This is a genomic window from Spirosoma sp. KCTC 42546 (assembly GCF_006965485.1).
Lineage (GTDB): Bacteria > Bacteroidota > Bacteroidia > Cytophagales > Spirosomataceae > Spirosoma.
The window spans coordinates 3,197,745-3,219,697 of sequence record NZ_CP041360.1; the positions used below are offsets into that span (position 1 = coordinate 3,197,745).

The following is a 21,953-nucleotide window of genomic DNA, read 5'->3' on the forward strand; positions in this document are numbered from 1 at the left end:
CTCTGCTCACTGTTTCACCAGCTTCATCGTCTTTTTCTTATCACCAGCAACCAGTGTCATGAAGTAGACACCCGCGGATAAATTCAGATTGGGTAAAACGAATGAAGGCAAACCGGTATACTGATTCTGCCAGATAGTACGCCCTGCGGCATTACTTAATGTTGCATCAAAGGGGGTATTCGCTTCAAGTTCGCTCCACTGAACAATAACCGATTGACTATCAGTAAATGGATTCGGGTAAATTAAAAAGGGCCCATACGAATCGGTAACAGATGATGCCCGCTCAAAATTTGGAATGCCGTAGCCAAGTTGATCGTCAGGAGTACCAGATTGACTTCCCGACCGACGTAATGCTGTTGTTACCTGAGCCGCTGTCAGGCGAGGGTGCGCCTGCCAGAAACCGGTGGCTAAACCTGCGAGCAGGGGAGTCGCAAATGAGGTCCCATCGCCTGTTGCGATCAGTCCGTTTGGAATGCCGATTACGGTGCCCTGGCCCCGTGCGGCCAAATCAGGTTTGACACGACCATCGGCCGAGGGACCAAATGAACTGAACGACGCGCGTGTTCCTGTTTGTGTAACGGCAGCAACGGCCAGAACCGATGCCGCATCGGATGGGGCCGATAGGTAATGCCAGGCACTACTACCCTCATTACCAGCGGCCACAACGACGACCATGCCGGTTTCGGTGGCAATTTGGGCGGCACGGCTACAGAGCGTTGTTTTGCCGTCCATATTCTGGTAGGTGTAGCTCGTTGATGCATCATCGAACTCCGTATAGCCTAACGATGAGCTGATAACATCTACGCCTGCGCTGTCGGCGTATTCGGCTCCGAATAGCCAGTTAGCTTCTTCGATTTGTTTTTCACTGTTTACATCCTCAGTGCGAAGCAGAATAAAGGAAGCTTTATAGGCGGTTCCATACAGTTGATTATCGGCTGTAGCCGCAATAGTCGACAAACAGGATAAACCGTGCCAGTCATCTTCATACACACTGGTTTCTTTCTTGACAAAATCGTAGGTAGCCAGCACCCTATTTTCGGCGAATACTGGTTTTAAGTAAGCTACTTTATTCGCATTCAGAAAACCTGAATCCAACACACCAATGAGCATCCCTTCGCCATGATAACCCTGCTGGTGCATTTTATCGGCACCCAGTTGCGTAACTTGATCTTGTGAGCTGCCATAATTAAGGGGTGGATTGTCAACCGTACCAAACTTGCCGAAACGATCAGCCGTGTAAGTTGTCGTGGTTTGGGTTTCTGTTACACTGATGCGGGCGTTGGCCAGTGACCTGCCGAATTCGAGGCCTTTTACGATAGAGAGGTTTTGGATAGTGGCAATCGTGGCGTCGCTGGCTTCAACCAACACCGCATTCATCCAGCGTGATGAAAACCAGATTTTCCCCCCTGCCTGTTGAAGCTGGGTCAGATAAGCTGGATTAACGGGAAGATCGCGTTCCAGTACAGGAATGTTTTGTTTTTGCCGACGTAGAATAGAACGCTGGGATAAAAATTGTTCGGGTTTACTTATGCTGTAAGGCGTGTTGGCCTTATCGCGCAACAGTACCAGATATTTGCGGGTAACCTGACCAAAACTGCTGAATTGGCTAAGCACCAACAGGAGTACAAAGCAGAAAGTCTTACTCTTTTCCAAGAGCCCGGATGCGGTATACTTGTTGAGTGCCATAATCGATCTGGTTATGTCCCAGGCAGGCTGGAGTAGCTATACAAAATTGGAAATTGACCCGCTCCTTATAAATCAACCCAACCTGCCGGGCATAAACCGCTATGTTTTTAGTCTGTGAAATCAGTGTTGAATCAGTCTGCCCTACTACGGTCACAGTCTGGTCGAACTGTTTACCCTGTACGCGATAAATCTCTCCTACGTTGCGTGCTGTGTACGTATCTGAGCCAAGTGTATTGAACCGGTTGCCATCCCAGCTCAACTGGTTACTAACCGGAACTAGTAGCTGAACAAAATCCCTGCCGTTTTCAGTGCGAATAATTTCATTATTGACTTTACGGGCCGACCAGACAGAATCGGCCTGCCACAGTTGGTTGTCTGACATGCGCCGATACCGTAGTAACCGGTACGCGGGTTGGCCGGTAACGTCGGTATAGGATGCACCAATGGTTTCCTTTAGCTGATACGTGAGCAGAATAGGGGCGCTGCTCAATGAGTAACGTTTCTCCTCTACGTCGTAAATAATATACCGGCCCGTCTCAAGGGGCATGTATTCATCATCTGAAGCAAGAGACTCGTTTATGCTGGATTGGCATCCAGAAAGTAGGAGGGAGTGTAATAGGGCTGCCCAGGTAAATTGCTGAAAACGCATAAGTCAACGGAAGTTGGATTTCCGAAGATATGAAGTCAGCCAGCAGTAGGCAACCCTGCCGATTAGAGAGGCTCAAAAAATCCGGCTCCAGGCGAAACGGATAATTAGCAGGAGGGCAATGAATCCTACTACGATGTAGGTGAAGGGAACGTAGGTAATGGCATAGATGCGGGTTCGATCAATGAACCACATAATGCCCATAACGGCGGCAATGATTGTCAGAAAACTAGATAGTTTGCCGAAGCCAGGAATGTAGTTGAACGGTATTTTTCGGCGAATCAGGAACAGTGTGCCAATCATCGTTAAAATAGGCAACACCTGCAACGCCAGATTCATGTCCCAGATGCTCTGCCGTTCAAAGAGAAATAGATAAATATTGAGGGTGACGGCAAAAATGCCTGGAATGCAGGCCAGATACACTAAGGTGGCATAGGCGTACTTCCACTTAATGATTTCCTCCGCTGTATCGCCCGACCATAGGTTTACCAAAAAAGCTAGCGTGGGTATCGCTGCCAGAAGAATAAACAGCAAACCAGGGTGACCTGAGAGAGAAGCAAAAACGTCGCGGAGGGTCATGGATGAGAGGGAAGAAGGGGAGAAAGGAGGAGAGGGAGGAAGGGCGAGAGGGCTGATTTACATCACTTTCTCTCCTCCTTTCTTCCCTCTCCTCCTTTCTCCCTTTTCTCCGTTTATTTAAGCGTCAACAAATAGCCGATGGTGAAGTTAGCGTCCCAGTCGAATACGAATTGATTGCAGCCAGTAGCTTCGGCAATCGACTTGTAAATATTCAGGCCTGCTTTGGATTTGGCGTTTTCGAGTTTGTAGGCCGATGGTGCATCGAGAACCGTATAGCGCTCCTTGCCTTTCCGAACGCTTTTAGCCAGTTCAAAAGGAACACCACCGATAATGAAACAGGTTTTCCGATGGTCGGTTGGGATTTGTTTCGCTTTGGCTTTTACGTCAGAAGCAACAACGTCATCACTTGTCCCTTCCTGGAAATATTTAGCCCCATACGTTTCCAGTGCTTTAGTCGAACCACCTTCTTTCCAGGAAATCTTTGTGTTGCCTGATCCAATGTCTGTTACGAATGAGTTATCGTAATACTCCGTAGGAAGAACCGCGCGCAGTCCCAACGAACCTTCCTGCTCGGGTGTAACGGTATTCACTACATAGTTAAGTGATTTCAGGACACGAATGATCTTCTGCGTACCTTCTGCTTTCACAGCCCCCGAACTGACCACAAACTGAATATTGCGTCCGCCAACACCAAAGTCGAGCATTTTACCAATATAGGTTTTCAAGCCGGTGCGAATGTCATTATCGGTAGCCATATTTTCGATGACCAGGCTGTTGCCAAACTCGGCTTTTTCGAGTTTCCAGCGTTTCTGATCGTCAATACGAACAATGAACGAGTTAAAGCCACTGGCACCCATCTCAACTACACCTTTCAGTACGCCATTTTGGGGTTCTGGTGCCGTGTAGGTGAAGGCTGGGCTAGCCTGCGTACTCGTTGCTTCATCTGATGCGCCAGATGAAGAGGCTGTCGATTCCTCGGCTGCTGGCTCTGTTGTTTTATCGTCGCCACTGGGCAGCGTTTGCGACTCTGTAGCTTCTTTGTCTTTAGGCGCGAGTTTGCGCAGGGCTTCGTTACCGCCGAAGTAGCGGAATGCGAAGAAAATGCCAGCCAAAATAACGGCCGTGATAAGCAGCCGACCGGCTACGGTTAAGCGTTGCATATAGGTTTGAGTTTGAAGTTTGTGGTTTATAGTTTGAGGTTTAACGTTCGAGTTTGAAAAACTACAGACTTCAAATGTCAAACCTCAAACTTCTTTTAATCAAGCAAATTCTTATACCCCGCGTCTTTCTGCGGGGCAGGGCCGAGGTTGAGCGGTTGTGCTGGTGCATCCAACTGGACGATCTTGAACTCGCCTTTGTTGTAGGCTTCGAGCAGAGCCTCGCCTTTGTCGGACAGGATACCGTTCTGAATATCGACCCCATTGATGAAGTCCATCGACAGATCCATGGCGCGTTTCATTTCACCGAGTTTCATGCTCATATCGTCCTGAATGTATTCCATCGACTGATCGAAGTAGAACTTCTTGTCGGGATCGCCTTTGAAGATGCTTACGGCCGTTTTAAGGGCATTGGAGCTATCTTTAACGATCTGGTATTCAGTTTCCTTGAGCCGAACTTTGATTTCGGTTTCCTTGATGATGTAATCGGCGCTCTGGTTCACTTTTTCCATGAATGCCAGCACGTTTTTCATATTCCGTTGAAGTGGCAGGAGTTTTTCGTTCATTTCCTGCAAGCCCGCGCCTTCAATGGTAGCGAGCTGAGCCGCTTCGCGCATGCCGGGTTTATCGCTCAGAGAATTTGCTTTGTTCGCTTCGGCAAACTTCTGTTTGATCGTGTCGTTGTTCTCCGTGATTTTCTTGTTCAGCTTCACCAGTTGACCGGCCAGAATATTGATCTGCCCCTGCATTTTTTCGCGCTTCTCCCGCAAATCCTGAATGTAGATTTTCATGATGGCGATCGGGTTCAGTTGGATCACCGTTCCCGTAATGCTACGCATCAGCGTCTTAAACAGGAAGAATATGGCCGTCCGAACGTCTTTACTGGTGAACAGAAAGATCAGCACACCCAGTGCGCCCAGGAGCAGCGCCAGTTCGAGGATGTTCGACGTAGCCCGTATCAGGAACTCGATAATTCGGTTGAAGTAAACCAGGCCGAAGCCAGCCACACCAGCCAGCGTGATCATGCCCAGAATACCTTCGGGGCGGCTCCAGAACGAACGCTTCTCTACGTCCGTATTGCCGCCAAGTTGAGAAAAATCAGGTGTTGCCATTTGTTAGTTTTTAGTTTGAGGTTCGAAGTTTTCAGTTTGAGGTTTACCCATGCGTCAGCAACGTCAAACCTTAAACTACAAACTTCAGACTTATTTCAAATATTGACCCATTTTGGCGATGTCGCCTTTGATTTGATCGGTAAAATGCGCGAAGGTTGTCTCGTAGTTCTGCTTGTTCTGCGTGATTTTCGCACTTTGCTCATTGACTTCGCCACCAATGGCCGATAGTCGGTTTGTGTTGGCGTCGATCTGTTTCTGAATCTCTGCCAGCTGTTTGGTGAGGGCTTCGTTTTCGGTTTGCAGTCGCTTCTGTTCGTTCTGTAAACCACCCACTCGCTCAGCTAAGGCAGCCTCGACACTTTTGCCAAAGGCATCACGGTCTTTGTTCAGTGCTGCAATATACTGATTCGCGGTGTTGGTCAAAGCGGCCATGTCCGTACTTCCGCCAAGTGCCTTGAAACTAGCCCAGGCTGCCTGATACTGTTTGTCTTCGGGCAGGTCGAGGTTCGTGAGACTTCGCAGCGTTTCGCGAAACTCAAAATAGTCGGGGCCGGGCGGGTTGTTCTGCGCCAGTACATTCGCAAAATGCTCTGCAAACTTTGAATCGACAGCGCCTGCGGGTGCCGCCGTTATAGTAGGCGTCGGCGTTGGTGCGGGCGATGCACTTGCAGGACGCGGTGCCGTCGACGCCGGTGCGGGCGAAGTTCCGGTAGCGACTCCGGGTTCTTCCTCTTTGACGAAGAAACTCAGAATTTTACGACCAATTGATTTATCAGGTTCTGGCATAGTTATTTATCAGTTGCGGGAATACCCGTGCGTGAAATACTGAACAATGTTACGAGGTTCGCATCAATCCCACAATATCAGATTTGGCCGAACGGTTGCGGGACTTGACAACTTGTTGTAGGGCGGGCCGAATGTTACCAGAGGAGGTTTGATGTTCGTAGTTTGAGGTTTGAGGTTTACCCATGCGGCAGCAACGTCAAACCTCAAACTACGAACATCAAACCTCTAGTCTTTCAACCTCCCCTCCATCTGCTCCCGAAACTTCTCCACTTTTGCTTTGGATACGAGTTGAATATACAGGTTGTTATAGAAATTATGCTGGTAGTAATCCTGATGATAGACCTCTGCGGGATAGAATGCCTTGAATGGTGCTACCTGCGTAACCACCGGGACTTTATGGTGGCCAGAGGCATTCTCGCGACGAATGGCTGCGTCGATGCGGGCTTTCTCTCCGGGCGTGCGGTAGAAAATTGCCGAACGGTAATGCTTGCCAATATCAGGCCCTTGCCGGTTCAACTGGGTAGCATCATGTCCGGCAAAGAACGCATCGAGCAACACATCGTAAGAAATCACCTTCGGATCGTAATAAATCTGGACCGTCTCGGCATGCCCCGTTTGATCCGTACCGACCTGCTCATAGGTCGGGTAATCCAGATCGCCACCGGCGTAACCGGAAATCGCTACCCGAACGCCTTTCAGCGATTTCATTTCTTCCTGTACGGCCCAGAAACAGCCTCCCGCTACTGTGGCTACCGCTTCGCCAGTACGTAGCGTAGGCAGTTTTGCGGGGTTAATGTCGATAACCGTTGGGGTTTTCTCGGCGGGTTGTTGGTTGCAACCTATCGGCAGGCCTACAGAAAAAAAGAGTAGCGAAATTAGGATAAGCCGTTTCATGAATCGGGTTCTATAGCTCAATAACACAAAACGCCCGGTTTGGGTTGTCTACTTCTCATTACACCCTCGTTTGTATCTTTGCTTACTGACTGCCAACTATCGATCATTGACTTTCGACTTATGTCGCTTACTACGTTAGGACTTGAATTGCCGACCGACCCGCGCTGGGTCAATATTGCCGAAATGAATATTGGCGAGATTCTGATCGACCATGCCTGGTGCGAACAGAAAGCGGCTTCGTCCTGCATCTCGCTCATTGTCATGTACACCGACAAAGTGAAACTGGTGGAGGTGCTGACGCCCATCGTGACCGAAGAGTGGGGTCATTTTCAGCGGGTGCTTAAAGAGTTGAAGAAGCGGAATATTCCGCTGGGTCGTCAGCGGAAGGATGAGTACGTGAATCAACTCCGCACCCGCATCCGTCGAACCAGTGGCGATCAGCAGGGGCAGATGATGGACAATCTGCTCATCAATGCTCTCGTTGAGGCCCGTAGTTGCGAACGCTTCAAACTCCTCTCAGAACACCTCGCCGATGAAAGCTTACAGAAGTTTTATCGGGAGCTGATGATTTCGGAAGCGGGTCATTACCGCACCTTTATCGAACTCGCCGAGACTTATTTACCCGCCAAACGGGTTCGGGAGCGGTGGAAAGAATTTCTGGCCATCGAAGCCGACATTATGGCCAGTCTGGACGTTCGGAGCGATCGAATGCATTGATAGACTGAATTACTTTTTTCGTTACATTTGGTAGTTATCAGTAAAACGACCGTTACTATGGATATGAAGGTACTGCCCTGGATTAAAGACGACGTAGCGATTGAAATTATCGGCAAGATGATTGCCGAGCAGAACCGATTGTTGATCAGTGTTTTGGATGCTTTTGAGAGCGTTGGCTTTGATGAAGATAGCTATCAGGTACAAAATAATGCGGATTACCAATATCATAATCAGCGGATTATGTTTTTGCAGGCTGAAATTGATCAAATCTATCAGGGTGAGAATAAAGCAGAATTAATAGAAAAGGTAAATACCCAGTATGCTCCTTATATTAAGGGACGGTTGAAAACTCTTAAGTCATTAGTATAGTACAAAATGGAATTACATGAGTTTTCAGACAAAGAACTAGAAAGAGCTAAAAGACGGCTGTATCAACGATATTTTTCTAGTGATTTCATTTATACAGATCAGCAACCATTCGGTATACTTCTTGGCGGTTAGCCAGCTTCAGGCAAGACGAGCCTCTTTGATTACATACAGCGGGAAAATCCAACGATTAAATTCGTTGCTATCAATGGTGATGAATATCGGCAGTATCACCCGAGGGCGACAGAGCTAAATGAAGAATACGGCCAGGATGCTCCTAAATACACACAACCTTTCTCCAACACCTTAGTCGAATACCTCAAAGCTGAATGCCTGCGCTTGCGCTGCAATTTCATCATTGAAGGCACCATGCGTACCTACGCCGTTATCGAACGAACAGCACAGGAAATTAAACAGGCCGGTTTTCGGTGCGAAGCCCATGCGTTAGCCATCCACCGCCAGGATAGCCTGTTAGGCGTATTTCAGCGATTTGAAAGCGATAAACAGCGTACAGGTGTTGGTCGGTTCTCACCAATTGCTGTTCACGATGAAGCGTATCGCCAGATTCCACTCAATCTCGCTAAAGCTGAAGACGAGAAACTGTTCGACCGGATTGTTGTGTATACGCGCCAGCCCGATGGGCAACTTACCATGGGATTGGAGCGAACGGGCGATCAGCTTGAGCCTGCAAATTTTAACAGGGAGTTTGACCGACTTCGCCAGCCTATTTTCGATCAGATATTTTACCATCAGCAATGGCTTGCTCTCCTGGAACTAGCGCAAACGCGTAACGAAACAAACGATGATTACCTCAAACAGATTGATGCGTTTGTTCAGCTGTTTAGCGTGTAGTACCGACCGTCTCGGTCGGGCGTCTAGTTAAGAGTTACTCACCTAACCGGAACGTTCGGTACTACTGCCTTGATACTGTTTCAATGCCTGCCGGAAGAAACTCGTTAGCTCTTCTACTACTGTTTGGGGAGAAATCACCTTCACCGAATCGCCTAAGCGGGCCAGTTCAAATACCAGTTCTTTATTGACGATAATCGTCAGTTTTACCCGAAACTCGGCTTCCGTATCGATCAGGATGTCTTCTTCCTGAAACGGATAAAATGGTTGCGCCCGAAAATGAAGTCCCTGCTGGCGGGTAAATGACAGAATGACCTCTTCGGCAGGATCGTCGTAAGCAGCTACGCCCAATGCCTGCCGAAAATAGACATCGGCATCGAAAGCGGGCGGATCACACAGGACATCAATGATCTGGAACGAATGGGCCATGATCCGGTCCAGACCAAACACCCGGATTTTCTGGTAGTCGAGCTGCCAGCCCACCACATACCTGAAATTGATAATCGTCGTACCAGATAGGAATTGAAATCACGAAAGCAGACAATGTGGGGGAGCGCGTCAACTCGTTTAATCGTAGGCTAACTTGGCTTGTTATGTCTAGTCACGTATATAGTCTATCGTTTAGAAGTGAATTCATAGTTATACCCGTATGCCTACTATAGGCGACTAATGGTTATAGTGTTTTTTAGATTTAGTTGACCATTTTGGGCATGGGTTAGCCACTTAATTAATAGTTTGTTAAATTTTTTCGGATTGAGGCTTTGCCATAAGATGAAAGGGTAACTTTGGGTACTAAAATCAAGCTTCTGGCCTTGTCAGGCTTGTTTTTAGTACCCCGTAACTCACTCACTCATGACTTCTCTACTTCTCATCCTCCTCGCAGTAGGGGGTATTGTTTTACTTTTGATCCTGGTTTACCTCTACCGGACAATTAGTTTTACAAAGAGATGCCCCGTTTGTGGCAATCCACATCCTGACCGGGTAGCTCGCCCTAAACTGCTAAAAATCGTTCAAAGCAAAGCCTATCATTGCACAGCCTGTGGTAAGCGGTTTTATCAAATAGGTGCAGGGGAAGATTTAACCTCGATCCCAGTATGAAGAGTAAGCTTTTTCGCACGCTTAGTATTATATCCCTTCTGATATCCACACTCCTGATGGTTAGCGTACTGTTTATCCCATTCAGGAGCCGATATACCTTACTGTGCTTCCTGGTTTCTCTTATTTTTACGGGTATGGGGCTTTATTTATCCCGTAGGTCAGTGTAGTAGGCGTTGATCTACCTCACTGAAGCGTCCACAACCTCACTGAAGCGTCCACATAGGTATAGCTGTATACTTAAGGGAAAAATAAACTTTAGGTGATTTGGGTATCTTTGGTTTTTGATCCATGAAGCCATTCGTAAAGAAGGTACTTGCTTACCTGGTTAGACAACTTAATCCCGAACCGAAAAACCCGTCTATTATTCTGATTGGTGACTCACTCATTCGCATGGGGAACTGGAAGGAGTTATTGAACCGGAGCGATTTCATTAACCGGGGCATAGGTGGCGAAACGCTAAGCCAAATTCATGCACGCCTGAAACAGTTAGCAGATACGACAGCGAGGATTGCGTTTATTGAGGGAGGTATAAATGACTTGCCTCCGTCTGATGCGGATACTCTTTTGGCTGAATACCAGGAAATGGCTACCGTATTTCAATCAAAACAGTTGATTCTTGTCATCACCTCTTTGGTTTGTATTTCTCCACAAGCAGCAAAAAAATATCCCTGGCGAAGCGATTGGAGGGCTATTAATACCCAGGTAACTAGCCTGAATGAGAAACTTAAGGCCTTTTGTGGTGAAAAAAATATTGATTTTATTGACTTGAATTCGTTGCTGTCCGACTCCGTGCAGTTACAAGCAGAATATACTACCGATGGGGTTCATTTAACAGAATCTGCCTACCGTATCTGGGCCGCTGAAGCTATACGGATTTTACAGAAGTACCAGATTTAGTGACTGAGTTGTATCTGGACTTGCCCTTTTGAAGGTGCGATCCTGGTGCATTCCCGTTATTTACCCTGCCAGATTTTTCGGAAGTGCGCTTTGCTGATAGGTTTTTTGCTGGATAAGTTTGGTAATTATCTACCTGCCTGGGCTGTTGTGGTGAGTGGGAGGGTTATCTTTACAGTCCGATTCTATACTCACCGGCTCATGACTTTTCTTCAACAAACGGCACATAAAATTTTTGACCAGCACGGCCCCAGCCTGAGCGACGTATGGGTGATTTTGCCCACACGCCGGGCTGTATCGGTGTTTCTGGACGAATTAGCGGCTTGTTCTGACAGACCGTTTCTGGCTCCTCATGCACTGGCGGTCGATGATTTTATTACGCAGGCTGCTGGTGTACAGCTCATTGATTCGGTTAGTTTGCTGTTTGAACTCTATGATGTTTTTAAGGAAATAGACCCTCTGGTTGAATTTGAGCAATTTATTGGTTGGGCGTCGGTGCTACTGGCCGACTTCGATCGTATTGATCAATACCTTATTAGTCCAACTGAACTCTTCAGTTACCTGACAGCCGCTAAAACGCTTGAGCGTTGGCAGGTTGATCGGCCTTCATCTGCGCAGCCAATTGTAGAAACCCCCGGAACAGCTCGCTATTTCAAACTGTTCGAAAACTTACACACGGCTTACAACGCCCTGCATCAACGCCTGACCGAACAGAGATTAGCGTATCGGGGAATGGCATACCGATTGCTCGCCCAGGATGTAGAGCCCCTGATTCGAGACAATCTGGCCTATGAACGGGTGTATTTTGTGGGCTTTAATGCCCTTAGCCGCGCTGAAGAACATATTATCCGGGTGCTGGTCGATGCCCAGAAAGCGGAGCTTATCTGGGATGCTGACCAATATTATATCCGCGATTGGGGACAGGAAGCGGGTGAATTTCTCCGCCGATACCGGGATAATGGCTGGTTTTTCTCAAAACAAAACCAGGAAGATCTGGCCCAACAATCGAACAATCTGCTGGGTACGGAGAAAAATATACGGATTGTTGGCGTGCCAAACGCAAGCATGCAGGCAAAAGTGGCCGGAAAGATTTATAGCGATTGGCAGAGGGCATGGAGCGCGGAGCAGGGAGTAGGGGATGCGTCATCTCCGCACTCCGCCCCCCCTGCCCCGCGCCCCAAAACCGCTATTGTGCTGGCTGATGAGACGTTATTGATTCCGGTGTTATATGCTCTTGACGAAAACGTGACCGATCTGAACGTCACAATGGGCTTGTCGCTGCGATCGTCGTTGTTGTTTACCCTGGTCGATACCCTGTTCGAGATGCAACGGACAGTGCACGAATTCAGAACAAAGGATGGGCGTGATCTGCGGATTCCCAAATACCATCACCGCCATGTAGTAAAGGTGCTGAATCATCCGTTTGTAAAGCAGTATGAGCGCATTCGGGAACTTATGTGGCCTGGTGAATTTCTGGAATCGGGAGAGGTATTACCGCCAGAACCGTTGTTCCAGTGGATAGCGAAGGTGATCGTGAAAGATCAGCGCGTGTACCTCACCGAAAAGGAAATGAGGGAGTTAGGGCAGGATGATCCGCTCATTCGGGTATTATTTACCCGTTGGCCCAACGAGAATCCGATGAAAGCCATTCGCGTTTTCTACGAGTTGATCGAGCTACTGCGCGATGTGTACAGGGTCAGCCAGGATGCTATCGAGATCGAGTATCTCTACCTCTTCTTTACGCTCCTTAAACAACTCGAAGCAACACTGGAGGGTGGGCAGGTAGCGGTGGGCAGAGAGCAGGGAGCGCGGAGCCGGGAGCCGGGAGCCGGGAACCGTGATTCTGCTGTCGATCCCTCCACCCGCTCCGCGCCCATGGCTCCCCGCTCCCTGCCCCCGGCTCCGCGCTCCGAGCACCCCGCTATTACCGTGCGGAGTTTTCGACAGTTTCTGTATGAACTGATTCGGCAAACGAGTATTCCGTTTACGAGTGAAGGGAAGAGTCAGTTGCAAATTATGGGGATGCTCGAAACACGGGCGCTGGACTTCGACCGGGTGATTATACTGTCGGTCAATGAAGGTGTATTGCCGCAATCCCGGAAGTTAAACTCGCTGATCCCATTCGATATTGCTGCTGAACTGCACATGCCTACGTACCGGGAACAGGAAGCTGTAATGGCCTATCACTTTTACCGGCTGTTGCAACGGGCGAGCGAGATTGTACTTCTGCACACCACATCTACCGATGCCTATGGAAACAGCAAAGGAGAGCCTAGCCGGTTTATCCGGCAAATTGAACATGAACTGGTGCCCCGCTCGAAAGGGCTTATCCGGATCAGCCACCCCACAGTGCGCTTCGGTCGAACGGGTGCTAGTACGGTAGCTGATCTGACGGATTTGCGGGTGCCTAAAACGGATGCTATCCGCGCCGAACTCATCAATACACTAACAACAAGAGGCCTGTATCCATCTTACCTGAATCAGTTCGTGAGTTGCTCCATGCGCTTTTATTTCAGCCGGATCGTGAACATTAGCGAGGAGGAAGATATAGAAGAGAAAATGGGGGCCGCCGAGTTCGGGAGCTGGCTCCATATGGTGCTGGAGCGGCTGGATAAAGACTATCGGCTGAAAAACCTGCCTATTGATGAGTCGATTATCAAGAACCTGCTGGAAGAAGAGTTTGCGAAGTCGATGAAGGGTCGGGTTATTGAATCGGGAATGAATTTACTCCTGTACGAACTGGCGCAGAAACTCATGCTCGACTTCCAGCGGGAGCAAAGTAAACTGGCTGGACTTACCGTTATCGGAACTGAGCAAACCCTCGAAACCTACCTGATGGTACCCCTGGCTGATGGTCAGGAAATTCGGGTGCGAATAGCCGGTAAAGTGGACCGAATCGAACAGTTTGGCGATCAAATTCGGATCGTGGATTATAAAACAGGACGGGTTGATTTATCCGATAAAACACCCAGCGACCTATCGGAAAAACTCCTGAAAGACGGTAAGGAAGAAAAAATGAGGCAGTTGTGGTTATACCGCTATCTGGCCCTCAAGAATATCAGAGACTACGGCGGCCTGCCCCGCGATAAAGCCAAACGGGATATTTTCCCGGCCAGAGGGCTGCCGGTTGAAGCAGGATTTTATTCCTTTCGGGATATCAGTGGTGGTTTCAAAACGAACCCCGTTCGGTTCGATACCAATGATGATCCTGAACAGTACATCAACGATTCGGAAGAATTATTACGGCAACTGATCCGCCAGCTTCTGGATGAAACGGAACCGTTTAAGAAGACCGACAAACTCGAAACCTGCCAGTTCTGTGATTTTAAAGGGATTTGTGGGCGATAAACTGGAAGAGTGGAACGCTGATGACGCAGATTTTTAAGATTAATATAGATTTATCATTCTAGATCTTAAAAAATCTGCGTCATCAGCGTTCCATTTTTTCTTACAACGCCAATTCCTTTTCGCTCACAATCGTAAGTACTTCGGTGTCTTTCAGCCGTACGGCCAAGCCCAGCGTTTTTGGAACTTCGTAGTGGAAGAAAAACTTCATGGTGTGAATCTTACCTTCGTAAAAAGCCAGTTCATCATCGGCTGGATTCTGGGTCAGTAAAGCTTGTTTGGCCACAACAGCTTGCTTGAGCCACTGCCAGGCGACAACAACAATACCGAACATTTCCAGAAACAGCGTGGCATCGGAAAGATACCGCTCAATGTCGCCCTGTTGGGCGTACGGCATCAGACTCGCCATGACTTCCTGGGTTCGTTTCAACTCAGTCGTGAGTTGGTCGGCGTAGATTTTCAGGTCATCGTGTGTACAGGCTTCGGCAATACTTTTACCGATTTCCTGGAATAGCAACTGTGGCGCCTTACCGCCTTTCATCGTCATTTTTCGACCCAATAAATCCTGCGCCTGAATACCCGTAGTGCCTTCGTAAATTGGTGTGATACGAATATCGCGGTACATTTGCTCAACCGGAAAATCTTCCGTAAACCCGTATCCACCAAACGTTTGCAGACTCTGGCTCACGGATTGGACACCCATTTCAGACGGGTACGATTTGGCCACAGGCATTAGCAGATCGAGCATCAGGAAGGCATTTTCTTTTTCTTCTCCTTCGGCTACCTCGCTAATGTCGAAGAGCCGGGCGGCTTCGAGGAGCAATGATAAAGACCCTTCCGTAACGGCTTTCTGAAACAATAACATTCGCCGAACATCAGGATGGTTAATGATGGGCGTCTGGGGTGAATCCAGGAGGCCTTTCTGGTTTAATCGCCGACTCTGCGGACGCTCTTTGGCATACTGTAGGGCTGCGTAATAAGCCGCCGTAGAAATGGCAGCAGCTGTCATGCCTACGCCAATTCGGGCCTCATTCATCATCTGGAACATATAGGGCAAACCCTGATGAGGCTGACCGACCAGATACCCAATCGTATTCTCGTTAGAGCCCATCGTTAGGTGCATGGCCGGAACACCTTTTTGCCCCATTTTGTGGTATACCCCCGTTGAGGTGACATCATTGTCTATATAACCACCTGCTCCGTCTGGACGATATTTGGGCACGACAAAGAGCGAAATACCTTTTGTGCCCTTGGGTGCCCCATCAATCCGCGCCAGCATCAGGTGAATAATGTTCTCGGCGGCATCATGGTCGCCCGCCGAGATAAATACTTTTTGCCCACTGATTTTATAACTTCCGTCAGGTTGTGGAGTGGCAGATGTGGTAACGTCTGATAGGGACGAACCCGCCTGGGGTTCGGTCAGTGCCATGGTTCCCTGCCAGATACCCGCCAGTAGATTGGGTACATAGGCTTCACTTAGCTCAGGTGTGCCGAAGGATGTAATCAGGTGAGCTGCTCCGGAGGTAAGACCTGTGTACATCATGCCATTGTTGGCCGCCATCACAATGAAACCCACACACGAACTGATCATTTCGGGGAGTTGCTGCCCGCCATGTTCAAATGGAAACCCGGCTCCAATCAGTCCGGCTTCGCCCATTGCTTTCAGGTATTCCTTTATTTTCGGGTGGACTGTAACCTGGCCGTTTTTAAGTTCAGGCTGGTTTCTGTCGACTTCCTTCAGATACGGATGCATAAGCGTATCGGCAATGTAGGTGGCCGAGTCGATTACGAGATTAAAGGTTTCGCGATCATGGGCACTGAAGTAGTCATATTTAGTTAGCTCTTCGGCCTTAAAAACTTCATGCAGCAGAAAATGCAGATTGCGTTTGCTAAAATAGGTCGTTGCCATGTGGGGCGGTCAGGTTAATAGGAGGTACACAAATTGTAGATGTACAGGGCTAAAAATACCACCTTTTGGCCCACTATTTGTACAGCTATCACAAAACTATCGTTTACTTTACACCGTTTACTATACGGTGATCAAACAAATTAACTATCAAACATGAAAAACCTAATTGCAGTATTCGTTCTCCTGCTGGCGATTGTACCGCTGGTAAAGGCGCAGGACAAGGCGCCAGCGAGCCCGAAAGTAACGGTCGAAAGCCCGGACAAAAACATTAAAGTTGTGTATGGTCAACCCTCGAAGAAAGGTCGGGTTATTTTTGGTGCCGAAGGATCAACTAGTTTAGAAAAATACGGTAAAGTTTGGCGTACCGGTGCGAATGAAGCTACCGAGGTAACCTTCAAAAGTGATGTTATGTTTGGCGGCAAAATGGTGAAAGCAGGTACCTATACACTGTTCACCATTCCAGGCGAAAAAGAGTGGAGTGTAATCCTGAACAGTACACTGGGTCAATGGGGGGCATATGACTATGATAAAATCAAAGGTACCGATGTGGCTTCAATTAAAGTCCCGGTTTCTATGAATAAAACACCTATCGAAAAATTGACCATTACCCCTGCCAACAGCAGTATTGCTATTGCCTGGGACAATATGACAATTTCGGTTCCCGTAATGAAACACGGTTGATTTTAATGCCTGATAGACAACTACGTTTATCCAGAAAATGAATAATAAGGCCCAGCCCAAAAGGTTGGGCCTTATTATATAAAAAAAGATTGGTTATTAGCCTGTTGAGGCTAGAAGCCAGTTTTTTTATGAGTATTTTTTTTGGGAATTTGCTTATGAACAGACTACTTGATCATTTAATCGACCTTTAACGAAAAAAAATGGTATAAGTAGTTAACAAACAAACGTTTATCGCGTTATTTGCGAAACACGTAACCAGATACCCGATGATGAAACGCTACTTACTGTATGTACTGCTCGGCTTAGCCGTACTGCCCACCTACGGTCAGGGCGTTACGGACTATTATCGGGTACCCGAAAAGGACCAACAATATAACCGATTGCTGACTCGATATGGGGGGGCACAGATTCGGGATCGATGGTATGTGGCACTCGATGGCTTTGTTCGAACGGACCGCGCTCAACTCGATAATTCCATCAATGGATTGGTTGAAAGTGATCTGGTAGGTAAGCTGGGCTGGGGCGTTTTGCTCGGCTGGACTTACCGCGAACGCTGGACTGTAGAAGGGGGCTATGCCCGTATGCCAATTCATACGCAGGTGGCGATCAGTAACACGAATCCTCCTTTATCATTTCGTTCTACCAATGACCGCAATGCGTTTGTTCTACGCGGTAAACACCTGGTGTTGTCGACCAGTAAACCCTGGTTACGATCAGGCTTTTGGGTAACTGGTGGCATGTGGGTTGTACCAAACAGTGGTCAGGAAGAAAACCGTATTTCGGTAACTGGCTACCGCTATCAGGGCTGGTGGGAAGCACCAGAGTCCTTCAAATTAACCAGCGAGAGTCGCAGCAATTCGCAAATGACCACCCTGGCTGAATTAGGCGTGGAATATAATGTCCGGTTAAGTAACGCTCTTGATCTGGGCATTTCGGCGCGTAAGCTGTGGGGACTTGCCAATGCCGTTACTACTGATGTTACGTATACAGCTTATCGTACCCCTTCTCAACAGGCGCAGCTTCAGGGTGCGGGTACTGGTATGAGTTTTGGCGTTACCCTTCGCTATAGCTATGCCACTCGGCGGCATCAGACGAATGTACTGGACATACAGGGTAAAAACCGGGGAAGTAAAATCCAATAGATCAGGAACAACAGATGTATATAGATGTATTATCTATTATCTAGGATGTATGACTAAAGGTCACTTCCTAATCTATTCATACAGGCTACATGAATCTAGTAAAGAGTAGGCGGCTTAGATGGCCGCCTTTTTTTGTGCGTTGTTGTAGTACCGACCGTCCCGGTCGGGTGATAGACTATTAGATACACGGCCGACCGGGACAGTCGGTACTACAACTACAAACAGAAAGGTTAAGACAGTCTCTATTTTAACGCTGCATATACATGAATCGGTTGATACGGTATCTTTTTGTTCTAGGCCTCCTGATTACGCATATTGCCCTGGCCGATGTTCGTTTGCCGAATGTGTTTGGTTCGCATATGGTGCTACAACGTCGGAAACCGGTTCCGGTTTGGGGCTGGGCAGATCCAGGCGAAAAAGTGACCGTAACCGTAAACGCTCAGGTAAAAACAGCTAAAGCAGGCAAAGATGGGAAGTGGAAGATTACACTTGATCCGATGGAAGCGGGTGGTCCGTATCAGTTCGTTGTGAAGGGAAAGAGAAACACGCTTACACTTGATGATGTACTCACTGGCGAAGTATGGATTTGCTCGGGCCAGTCGAATATGGAATGGTCGCTGAGTGCGGCCGCCAATGCAAAAACGGAAATTCCGACGGCCAACTATCCCAACATCCGGCAATTGCAGGTGCGGAAAGCGGTAAGTTTAACCCCGAAAGACGATATCCTGGGCAACTGGAGTGTGTGTACACCCGAAACCGCTCCCCAATTTACCGCTGTTGGCTACTTCTTTGCCAAACAGCTTCAGCAGGAACTTAACGTGCCCATCGGCTTGATTAATACATCGTGGGGCGGTACACATTCTGAAACCTGGACCAGTCGCGAAGCGATGCTAAGTGACCCGGAACTAAACCCAGCCGTAGCCAATCTGCCTGCCGATTTTTCGGCAACCGATCAAAAACAAAACGAACGGCTAAAACAACTGCTTCAGGAAAAGCAGGGTGGGATGCTTCCGTCCGTAGCCGAAGAAAAAACATGGTCAAAGGTAGAGGTGAACGATAGTCAATGGCTTACAATGAAGCTACCCCAGGCCTGGGAGTTTCAGGGTGGCTTACCCAATTTTGACGGCGTTGTGTGGTTTCGTCGTGAGGTGATCATTCCAGCAGATGCTGATTTGACCAATGCGAAACTAAGCCTTGGGTCAATTGATGATATTGATTCAACCTTCGTGAATGGCCAGTTTGTAGGATTCACTAACAGCTACAATACTCCTCGATCCTATAAATTACCGGATGGGGCATTGAAGCCGGGCCGAAACGTGATTGCCGTACGCGTGAATGACACGGGCGGTGGGGGCGGATTTATAGGCGAAGCGGGCGACATGACCTTGTCAACAGCGAAACTGAATATGCCCCTGGCGGGTGATTGGCGGTACCGGATTGCGAGGGTGGGTGCATTAGCAGCCGGAGGTAACCCGAATACCTATGCAACCTTACTATTTAACGCCATGCTGAAACCACTGATTCCGTATGCCATCGAAGGCGCTATCTGGTATCAGGGAGAGTCAAACGCAGGTCGGGCTTATCAATATCGAAAAGCGTTTCCATTGATGATTCAGGACTGGCGGCAGCGCTGGGGATACGATTTTCCGTTCCTGTTTGTCCAACTTGCCAGTTTCAACGCAGCCAACGGCGACAGTCAGCATGGGAGTTCCTGGGCTGAATTACGGGAAGCACAAGCCCTGACGCTTCAACTGCCGAATACGGGCATGGCCGTTACGTCGGATATTGGCGAACGGACGGATATTCATCCGAAAAATAAACTGGATGTGGGTAAACGCTTAGCTGCCGAAGCCATGCGGGTTGCCTACCAGAAAAACGACGATGCATCGCGCGGCCCGCAACTCGAAAAAATGACTGTTGAGGGAAATCGGGCTATGCTGACGTTTCGAAACATAGGAACTGGCTTGCTGGCCAAGGATAAATATGGCTACCTCAAAGGGTTTGAAGTGGCCGGAGCTGATCAGAAATTTTACTTCGCCAAAGCTGAAATTCAGGGTAATTCAGTAGTTGTTCATGCTGATTCGGTAACCGTACCCGTGGCTGTCCATTATGGCTGGGCTGATGATAATGGTGAAGTGAATTTGTACAACAAAGAAGGGTTTCCCGCTATACCGTTTCGTACTGATACCTGGAAAGGAATCACGGAAGCGGTTAAATTCCCCGATCCAAAGTAAGCCAGCTATACTTTGATGCTGAGCAGGTTATATATATATTCCTGTCAGCAAAAAAACACTAACAACCTGCTATTAACATGTACCGACAACTTTACGTCAGCCTGACTATTTTAGTAGCAATGACTACCACCTTTACCCAGGCTCAGGTTGAGTATAATACTATTCAGAATGTTCGTATTTCAGCCCCTTCATTTGCTAGTTTTCATGGGGTAGAAGGATCGCCGTATATACCCAGCGATACGGTACGAAATGGCTGGCTGGTTGTTGGTAATAAACGGGTAGTCAGCAAACTACGGTATAATAGCCAAACAGGACAGGTCGAATATGCACAGGGCAACCAGATTGTAACCCCTGTAAATGCGGTTGCTGATTTCGTAATCCTGGAGCCGGATACCGTACATTTTCAAAAAGGCTTTCCCGCTATTGGTACGAGATCAACGAACGATTTTTACCAAATTCTTTTTGATGGGCGGAAGACAAAACTTGTCCGGTTCATCTACTCAACCGTTAAAATCAACAACGATGCCATGTCTGATGATTACGGGAAAAAGAAGTACACCAAACGGGAGGATTATTACGTCTGGGTTTCTAAAGGGCAACCTGCTGCCGAAAACTATTTCGTAAAATTAGCCGACGGCGAAATGAACTCGGTTTTAGCAACTAAAAAATCATTGGTAAGTCTATTCCCAAAGAATGCCGATCAAATCGAACGATATATAGCCGACCAAAAACTAAAACTTAAATCCTGGTCTGAATTTGCTGGGGTATTGAGGTTTTTGGAGACCCAATAATCTGAGCCTAAAAGGCGGCCCTGTAGGGAGTTATTGATTTCTCATTTCCAGCATCCGCATGGGCATACTGTCAATTGTCCTAAACAGTTCATTTACGGTGACTGGCTTTTTGTAGACCTGTTTGATGCCACCGTCTTTGCCGATTAACCAGCCCAGGAAATCAACCGATGGGTCTAACTTGTACTTCTGGATCAAAAATTGACGATCCGGCTCCGTTATCTGCGATCCAATAAGCACAAGTACCTCTACATCGCGCTCAACTAATCCTGCCTTACCTTCATTCAAAGCTTTTTGCTGATTAGCTAGAAAAGGCTGTGTGTTATCACGGCTATAGAGCAACAGGACACGACGTTTATCCTTCTTTTCGTGTAACATCGCTTTAAGCGACTTTGGTTGGCTTGCAGCGCTTTCCATAATAGGCATGATTCCCATTAATAGGACCATCAGACGTATCAACCAGTAAGTTCGCATCGTGTTTGTGTAATGCGGCTTTTCAGACGCAGATTTTGCAGACTTTCTACGACCTTTCTGCCGCATTGCTCATCGGAATCGTATTACAAATCCTCCAGTCGTTCCAGCATCAGAATTGACCCCTGAGGTACAATAACGTAGTTTTCTCCTTCGTATTGAACATCAATGGCGTTTCGTTGCAGGTAGAGAGCTAAATCGCCTTCCTGTGCCTGGAGCGGCATATATTTCACTTTTTCTTCGGTTTCTTTCCAGGGTTCGTCTTCAGTTGGATTGGGAATAGGATAGCCCGGTCCAACCTTTATAACGTAGCCTGCCTGTACCTGTTCTTTCTCCTGTACGGTTGGCGGTAAATACAAACCGCTCGATGTGCGGTCGGTCGGATCTTTCGGTTTAATCAGTACCCGGTCGCCTACAACAATCAGGCGTTTCAGTTTATTATCGGCAGTAATCCCAAGCATGGTAGTTTTCAGTCAATACAAGCAATAAAAGGCCGACTTTGCGGTCGTGAGTCGATAGGCAAAAATCGGGCTAGCTGAGTGATTAAGTCAAAATGTCAGGATTCAATGAACCAATTACCTACCAGAACGAATCGACCA

Annotated in this window: 20 protein-coding genes; 9 read left to right on the forward strand and 11 right to left on the reverse strand. The window is 47.9% G+C overall.

What is annotated here, in order from left to right; translation table 11 throughout:
* Positions 1–6: 6 nt before the first annotated feature.
* The 7 genes from EXU85_RS12970 to msrA all read right to left on the reverse strand — a co-directional run bounded on the left by EXU85_RS12970 (position 7) and on the right by msrA (position 6,860).
* Entirely contained in the window at positions 7–1,686 is a 1,680-nt protein-coding gene (locus EXU85_RS12970) for a S8 family peptidase (protein ID WP_142772487.1), read from the reverse strand.
* Positions 1,640–2,335 carry a hypothetical protein gene (locus EXU85_RS12975; protein ID WP_142772488.1) on the reverse strand — a complete coding sequence of 232 codons (696 nt, stop codon included), beginning with the start codon at positions 2,333–2,335 and terminating at the stop codon, positions 1,640–1,642. The genes EXU85_RS12970 and EXU85_RS12975 overlap by 47 nt, the downstream gene beginning before the upstream one ends.
* Positions 2,336–2,407: 72 nt before the next feature.
* On the reverse strand, positions 2,408–2,911 hold the full coding sequence (locus EXU85_RS12980) for a hypothetical protein (RefSeq protein WP_142772489.1): 504 nt from the start codon (positions 2,909–2,911) through the stop codon (positions 2,408–2,410).
* A 113-nt stretch (positions 2,912–3,024) separates the two neighbouring features.
* Positions 3,025–4,071: a hypothetical protein gene (locus tag EXU85_RS12985; protein ID WP_142772490.1), complete on the reverse strand. Its 1,047-nt coding sequence runs from the start codon at positions 4,069–4,071 to the stop codon at positions 3,025–3,027.
* Positions 4,072–4,166: 95 nt separating this feature from the next.
* On the reverse strand, positions 4,167–5,180 hold the full coding sequence (locus EXU85_RS12990; RefSeq protein WP_142772491.1) for a hypothetical protein: 1,014 nt from the start codon (positions 5,178–5,180) through the stop codon (positions 4,167–4,169).
* A gap of 90 nt (positions 5,181–5,270) precedes the next feature.
* A complete protein-coding gene (locus EXU85_RS12995) occupies positions 5,271–5,966 on the reverse strand; it encodes a hypothetical protein (RefSeq protein ID WP_142772492.1) in 696 nt (231 codons plus the stop codon).
* Between the two features lie 225 nt (positions 5,967–6,191).
* Positions 6,192–6,860: a peptide-methionine (S)-S-oxide reductase MsrA gene (gene msrA, locus EXU85_RS13000; protein WP_142772493.1), complete on the reverse strand. Its 669-nt coding sequence runs from the start codon at positions 6,858–6,860 to the stop codon at positions 6,192–6,194.
* Between the two features lie 120 nt (positions 6,861–6,980).
* Here msrA and EXU85_RS13005 point away from each other — a divergent pair, with 120 nt between their 5' ends.
* From EXU85_RS13005 to EXU85_RS13015, 3 genes are all read left to right on the forward strand, one after another.
* Entirely contained in the window at positions 6,981–7,577 is a 597-nt protein-coding gene (locus tag EXU85_RS13005) for a tRNA-(ms[2]io[6]A)-hydroxylase (protein WP_142772494.1), read from the forward strand.
* 57 nt (positions 7,578–7,634) lie between these two features.
* Complete coding sequence (locus EXU85_RS13010) at positions 7,635–7,946, forward strand: hypothetical protein (protein WP_142772495.1); 312 nt, start codon at positions 7,635–7,637, stop codon at positions 7,944–7,946.
* Between the two features lie 186 nt (positions 7,947–8,132).
* Complete coding sequence (locus EXU85_RS13015; RefSeq protein WP_246859628.1) at positions 8,133–8,795, forward strand: zeta toxin family protein; 663 nt, start codon at positions 8,133–8,135, stop codon at positions 8,793–8,795.
* A 42-nt stretch (positions 8,796–8,837) separates the two neighbouring features.
* On the opposite strand, the gene EXU85_RS13020 is transcribed toward EXU85_RS13015, so the two are convergent.
* Positions 8,838–9,278 (reverse strand): YafY family protein, encoded by a 441-nt coding sequence (locus tag EXU85_RS13020; protein WP_168207784.1) that lies wholly within the window; start codon positions 9,276–9,278, stop codon positions 8,838–8,840.
* A 900-nt stretch (positions 9,279–10,178) separates the two neighbouring features.
* Between EXU85_RS13020 and EXU85_RS13025 the strand changes: the two genes are divergently transcribed.
* Both EXU85_RS13025 and EXU85_RS13030 read left to right on the forward strand, forming a co-directional pair.
* Complete coding sequence (locus tag EXU85_RS13025; protein ID WP_142772498.1) at positions 10,179–10,787, forward strand: GDSL-type esterase/lipase family protein; 609 nt, start codon at positions 10,179–10,181, stop codon at positions 10,785–10,787.
* A 198-nt stretch (positions 10,788–10,985) separates the two neighbouring features.
* Positions 10,986–14,132, forward strand: a complete 3,147-nt coding sequence (locus tag EXU85_RS13030; protein ID WP_142772499.1) for a PD-(D/E)XK nuclease family protein — start codon at positions 10,986–10,988, stop codon at positions 14,130–14,132.
* A gap of 100 nt (positions 14,133–14,232) precedes the next feature.
* Here EXU85_RS13030 and EXU85_RS13035 read toward each other — a convergent pair whose 3' ends face one another.
* Positions 14,233–16,038 (reverse strand): acyl-CoA dehydrogenase, encoded by a 1,806-nt coding sequence (locus EXU85_RS13035; RefSeq protein ID WP_142772500.1) that lies wholly within the window; start codon positions 16,036–16,038, stop codon positions 14,233–14,235.
* A gap of 153 nt (positions 16,039–16,191) precedes the next feature.
* Here EXU85_RS13035 and EXU85_RS13040 point away from each other — a divergent pair, with 153 nt between their 5' ends.
* From EXU85_RS13040 to EXU85_RS13055, 4 genes are all read left to right on the forward strand, one after another.
* Positions 16,192–16,719, forward strand: a complete 528-nt coding sequence (locus EXU85_RS13040) for a DUF2911 domain-containing protein (protein ID WP_142772501.1) — start codon at positions 16,192–16,194, stop codon at positions 16,717–16,719.
* 266 nt (positions 16,720–16,985) lie between these two features.
* Positions 16,986–17,861, forward strand: a complete 876-nt coding sequence (locus EXU85_RS13045) for a hypothetical protein (protein ID WP_142772502.1) — start codon at positions 16,986–16,988, stop codon at positions 17,859–17,861.
* A gap of 263 nt (positions 17,862–18,124) precedes the next feature.
* Complete coding sequence (locus EXU85_RS13050; protein WP_142772503.1) at positions 18,125–20,095, forward strand: sialate O-acetylesterase; 1,971 nt, start codon at positions 18,125–18,127, stop codon at positions 20,093–20,095.
* Positions 20,096–20,172: 77 nt separating this feature from the next.
* Positions 20,173–20,886, forward strand: coding sequence for a hypothetical protein (locus EXU85_RS13055; protein ID WP_142772504.1), 714 nt, complete (start codon positions 20,173–20,175; stop codon positions 20,884–20,886).
* A gap of 30 nt (positions 20,887–20,916) precedes the next feature.
* Here the strand turns inward: EXU85_RS13055 and EXU85_RS13060 are convergent, their stop codons facing one another.
* Positions 20,917–21,300, reverse strand: a complete 384-nt coding sequence (locus tag EXU85_RS13060; RefSeq protein ID WP_246859544.1) for a DUF4174 domain-containing protein — start codon at positions 21,298–21,300, stop codon at positions 20,917–20,919.
* 140 nt (positions 21,301–21,440) lie between these two features.
* Entirely contained in the window at positions 21,441–21,815 is a 375-nt protein-coding gene (locus tag EXU85_RS13065) for a co-chaperone GroES family protein (protein WP_142772506.1), read from the reverse strand.
* Between the last annotated feature and the right edge of the window lie 138 nt (positions 21,816–21,953).

Bases quoted from the DNA above. Each gene is read 5' to 3' on its own strand.
- EXU85_RS12970 (WP_142772487.1), bottom strand. From the start codon at position 1,686: ATGGCACTCAACAAGTATACCGCATCCGGGCTCTTGGAAAAGAGTAAG.
- EXU85_RS12975 (WP_142772488.1), bottom strand. From the start codon at position 2,335: ATGCGTTTTCAGCAATTTACCTGGGCAGCCCTATTACACTCCCTCCTA.
- EXU85_RS12980 (WP_142772489.1), bottom strand. From the start codon at position 2,911: ATGACCCTCCGCGACGTTTTTGCTTCTCTCTCAGGTCACCCTGGTTTG.
- EXU85_RS12985 (WP_142772490.1), bottom strand. From the start codon at position 4,071: ATGCAACGCTTAACCGTAGCCGGTCGGCTGCTTATCACGGCCGTTATT.
- EXU85_RS12990 (WP_142772491.1), bottom strand. From the start codon at position 5,180: ATGGCAACACCTGATTTTTCTCAACTTGGCGGCAATACGGACGTAGAG.
- EXU85_RS12995 (WP_142772492.1), bottom strand. From the start codon at position 5,966: ATGCCAGAACCTGATAAATCAATTGGTCGTAAAATTCTGAGTTTCTTC.
- msrA (WP_142772493.1), bottom strand. From the start codon at position 6,860: ATGAAACGGCTTATCCTAATTTCGCTACTCTTTTTTTCTGTAGGCCTG.
- EXU85_RS13005 (WP_142772494.1), top strand. From the start codon at position 6,981: ATGTCGCTTACTACGTTAGGACTTGAATTGCCGACCGACCCGCGCTGG.
- EXU85_RS13010 (WP_142772495.1), top strand. From the start codon at position 7,635: ATGGATATGAAGGTACTGCCCTGGATTAAAGACGACGTAGCGATTGAA.
- EXU85_RS13025 (WP_142772498.1), top strand. From the start codon at position 10,179: ATGAAGCCATTCGTAAAGAAGGTACTTGCTTACCTGGTTAGACAACTT.
- EXU85_RS13030 (WP_142772499.1), top strand. From the start codon at position 10,986: ATGACTTTTCTTCAACAAACGGCACATAAAATTTTTGACCAGCACGGC.
- EXU85_RS13035 (WP_142772500.1), bottom strand. From the start codon at position 16,038: ATGGCAACGACCTATTTTAGCAAACGCAATCTGCATTTTCTGCTGCAT.
- EXU85_RS13040 (WP_142772501.1), top strand. From the start codon at position 16,192: ATGAAAAACCTAATTGCAGTATTCGTTCTCCTGCTGGCGATTGTACCG.
- EXU85_RS13045 (WP_142772502.1), top strand. From the start codon at position 16,986: ATGATGAAACGCTACTTACTGTATGTACTGCTCGGCTTAGCCGTACTG.
- EXU85_RS13050 (WP_142772503.1), top strand. From the start codon at position 18,125: ATGAATCGGTTGATACGGTATCTTTTTGTTCTAGGCCTCCTGATTACG.
- EXU85_RS13055 (WP_142772504.1), top strand. From the start codon at position 20,173: ATGTACCGACAACTTTACGTCAGCCTGACTATTTTAGTAGCAATGACT.
- EXU85_RS13060 (WP_246859544.1), bottom strand. From the start codon at position 21,300: ATGGAAAGCGCTGCAAGCCAACCAAAGTCGCTTAAAGCGATGTTACAC.
- EXU85_RS13065 (WP_142772506.1), bottom strand. From the start codon at position 21,815: ATGCTTGGGATTACTGCCGATAATAAACTGAAACGCCTGATTGTTGTA.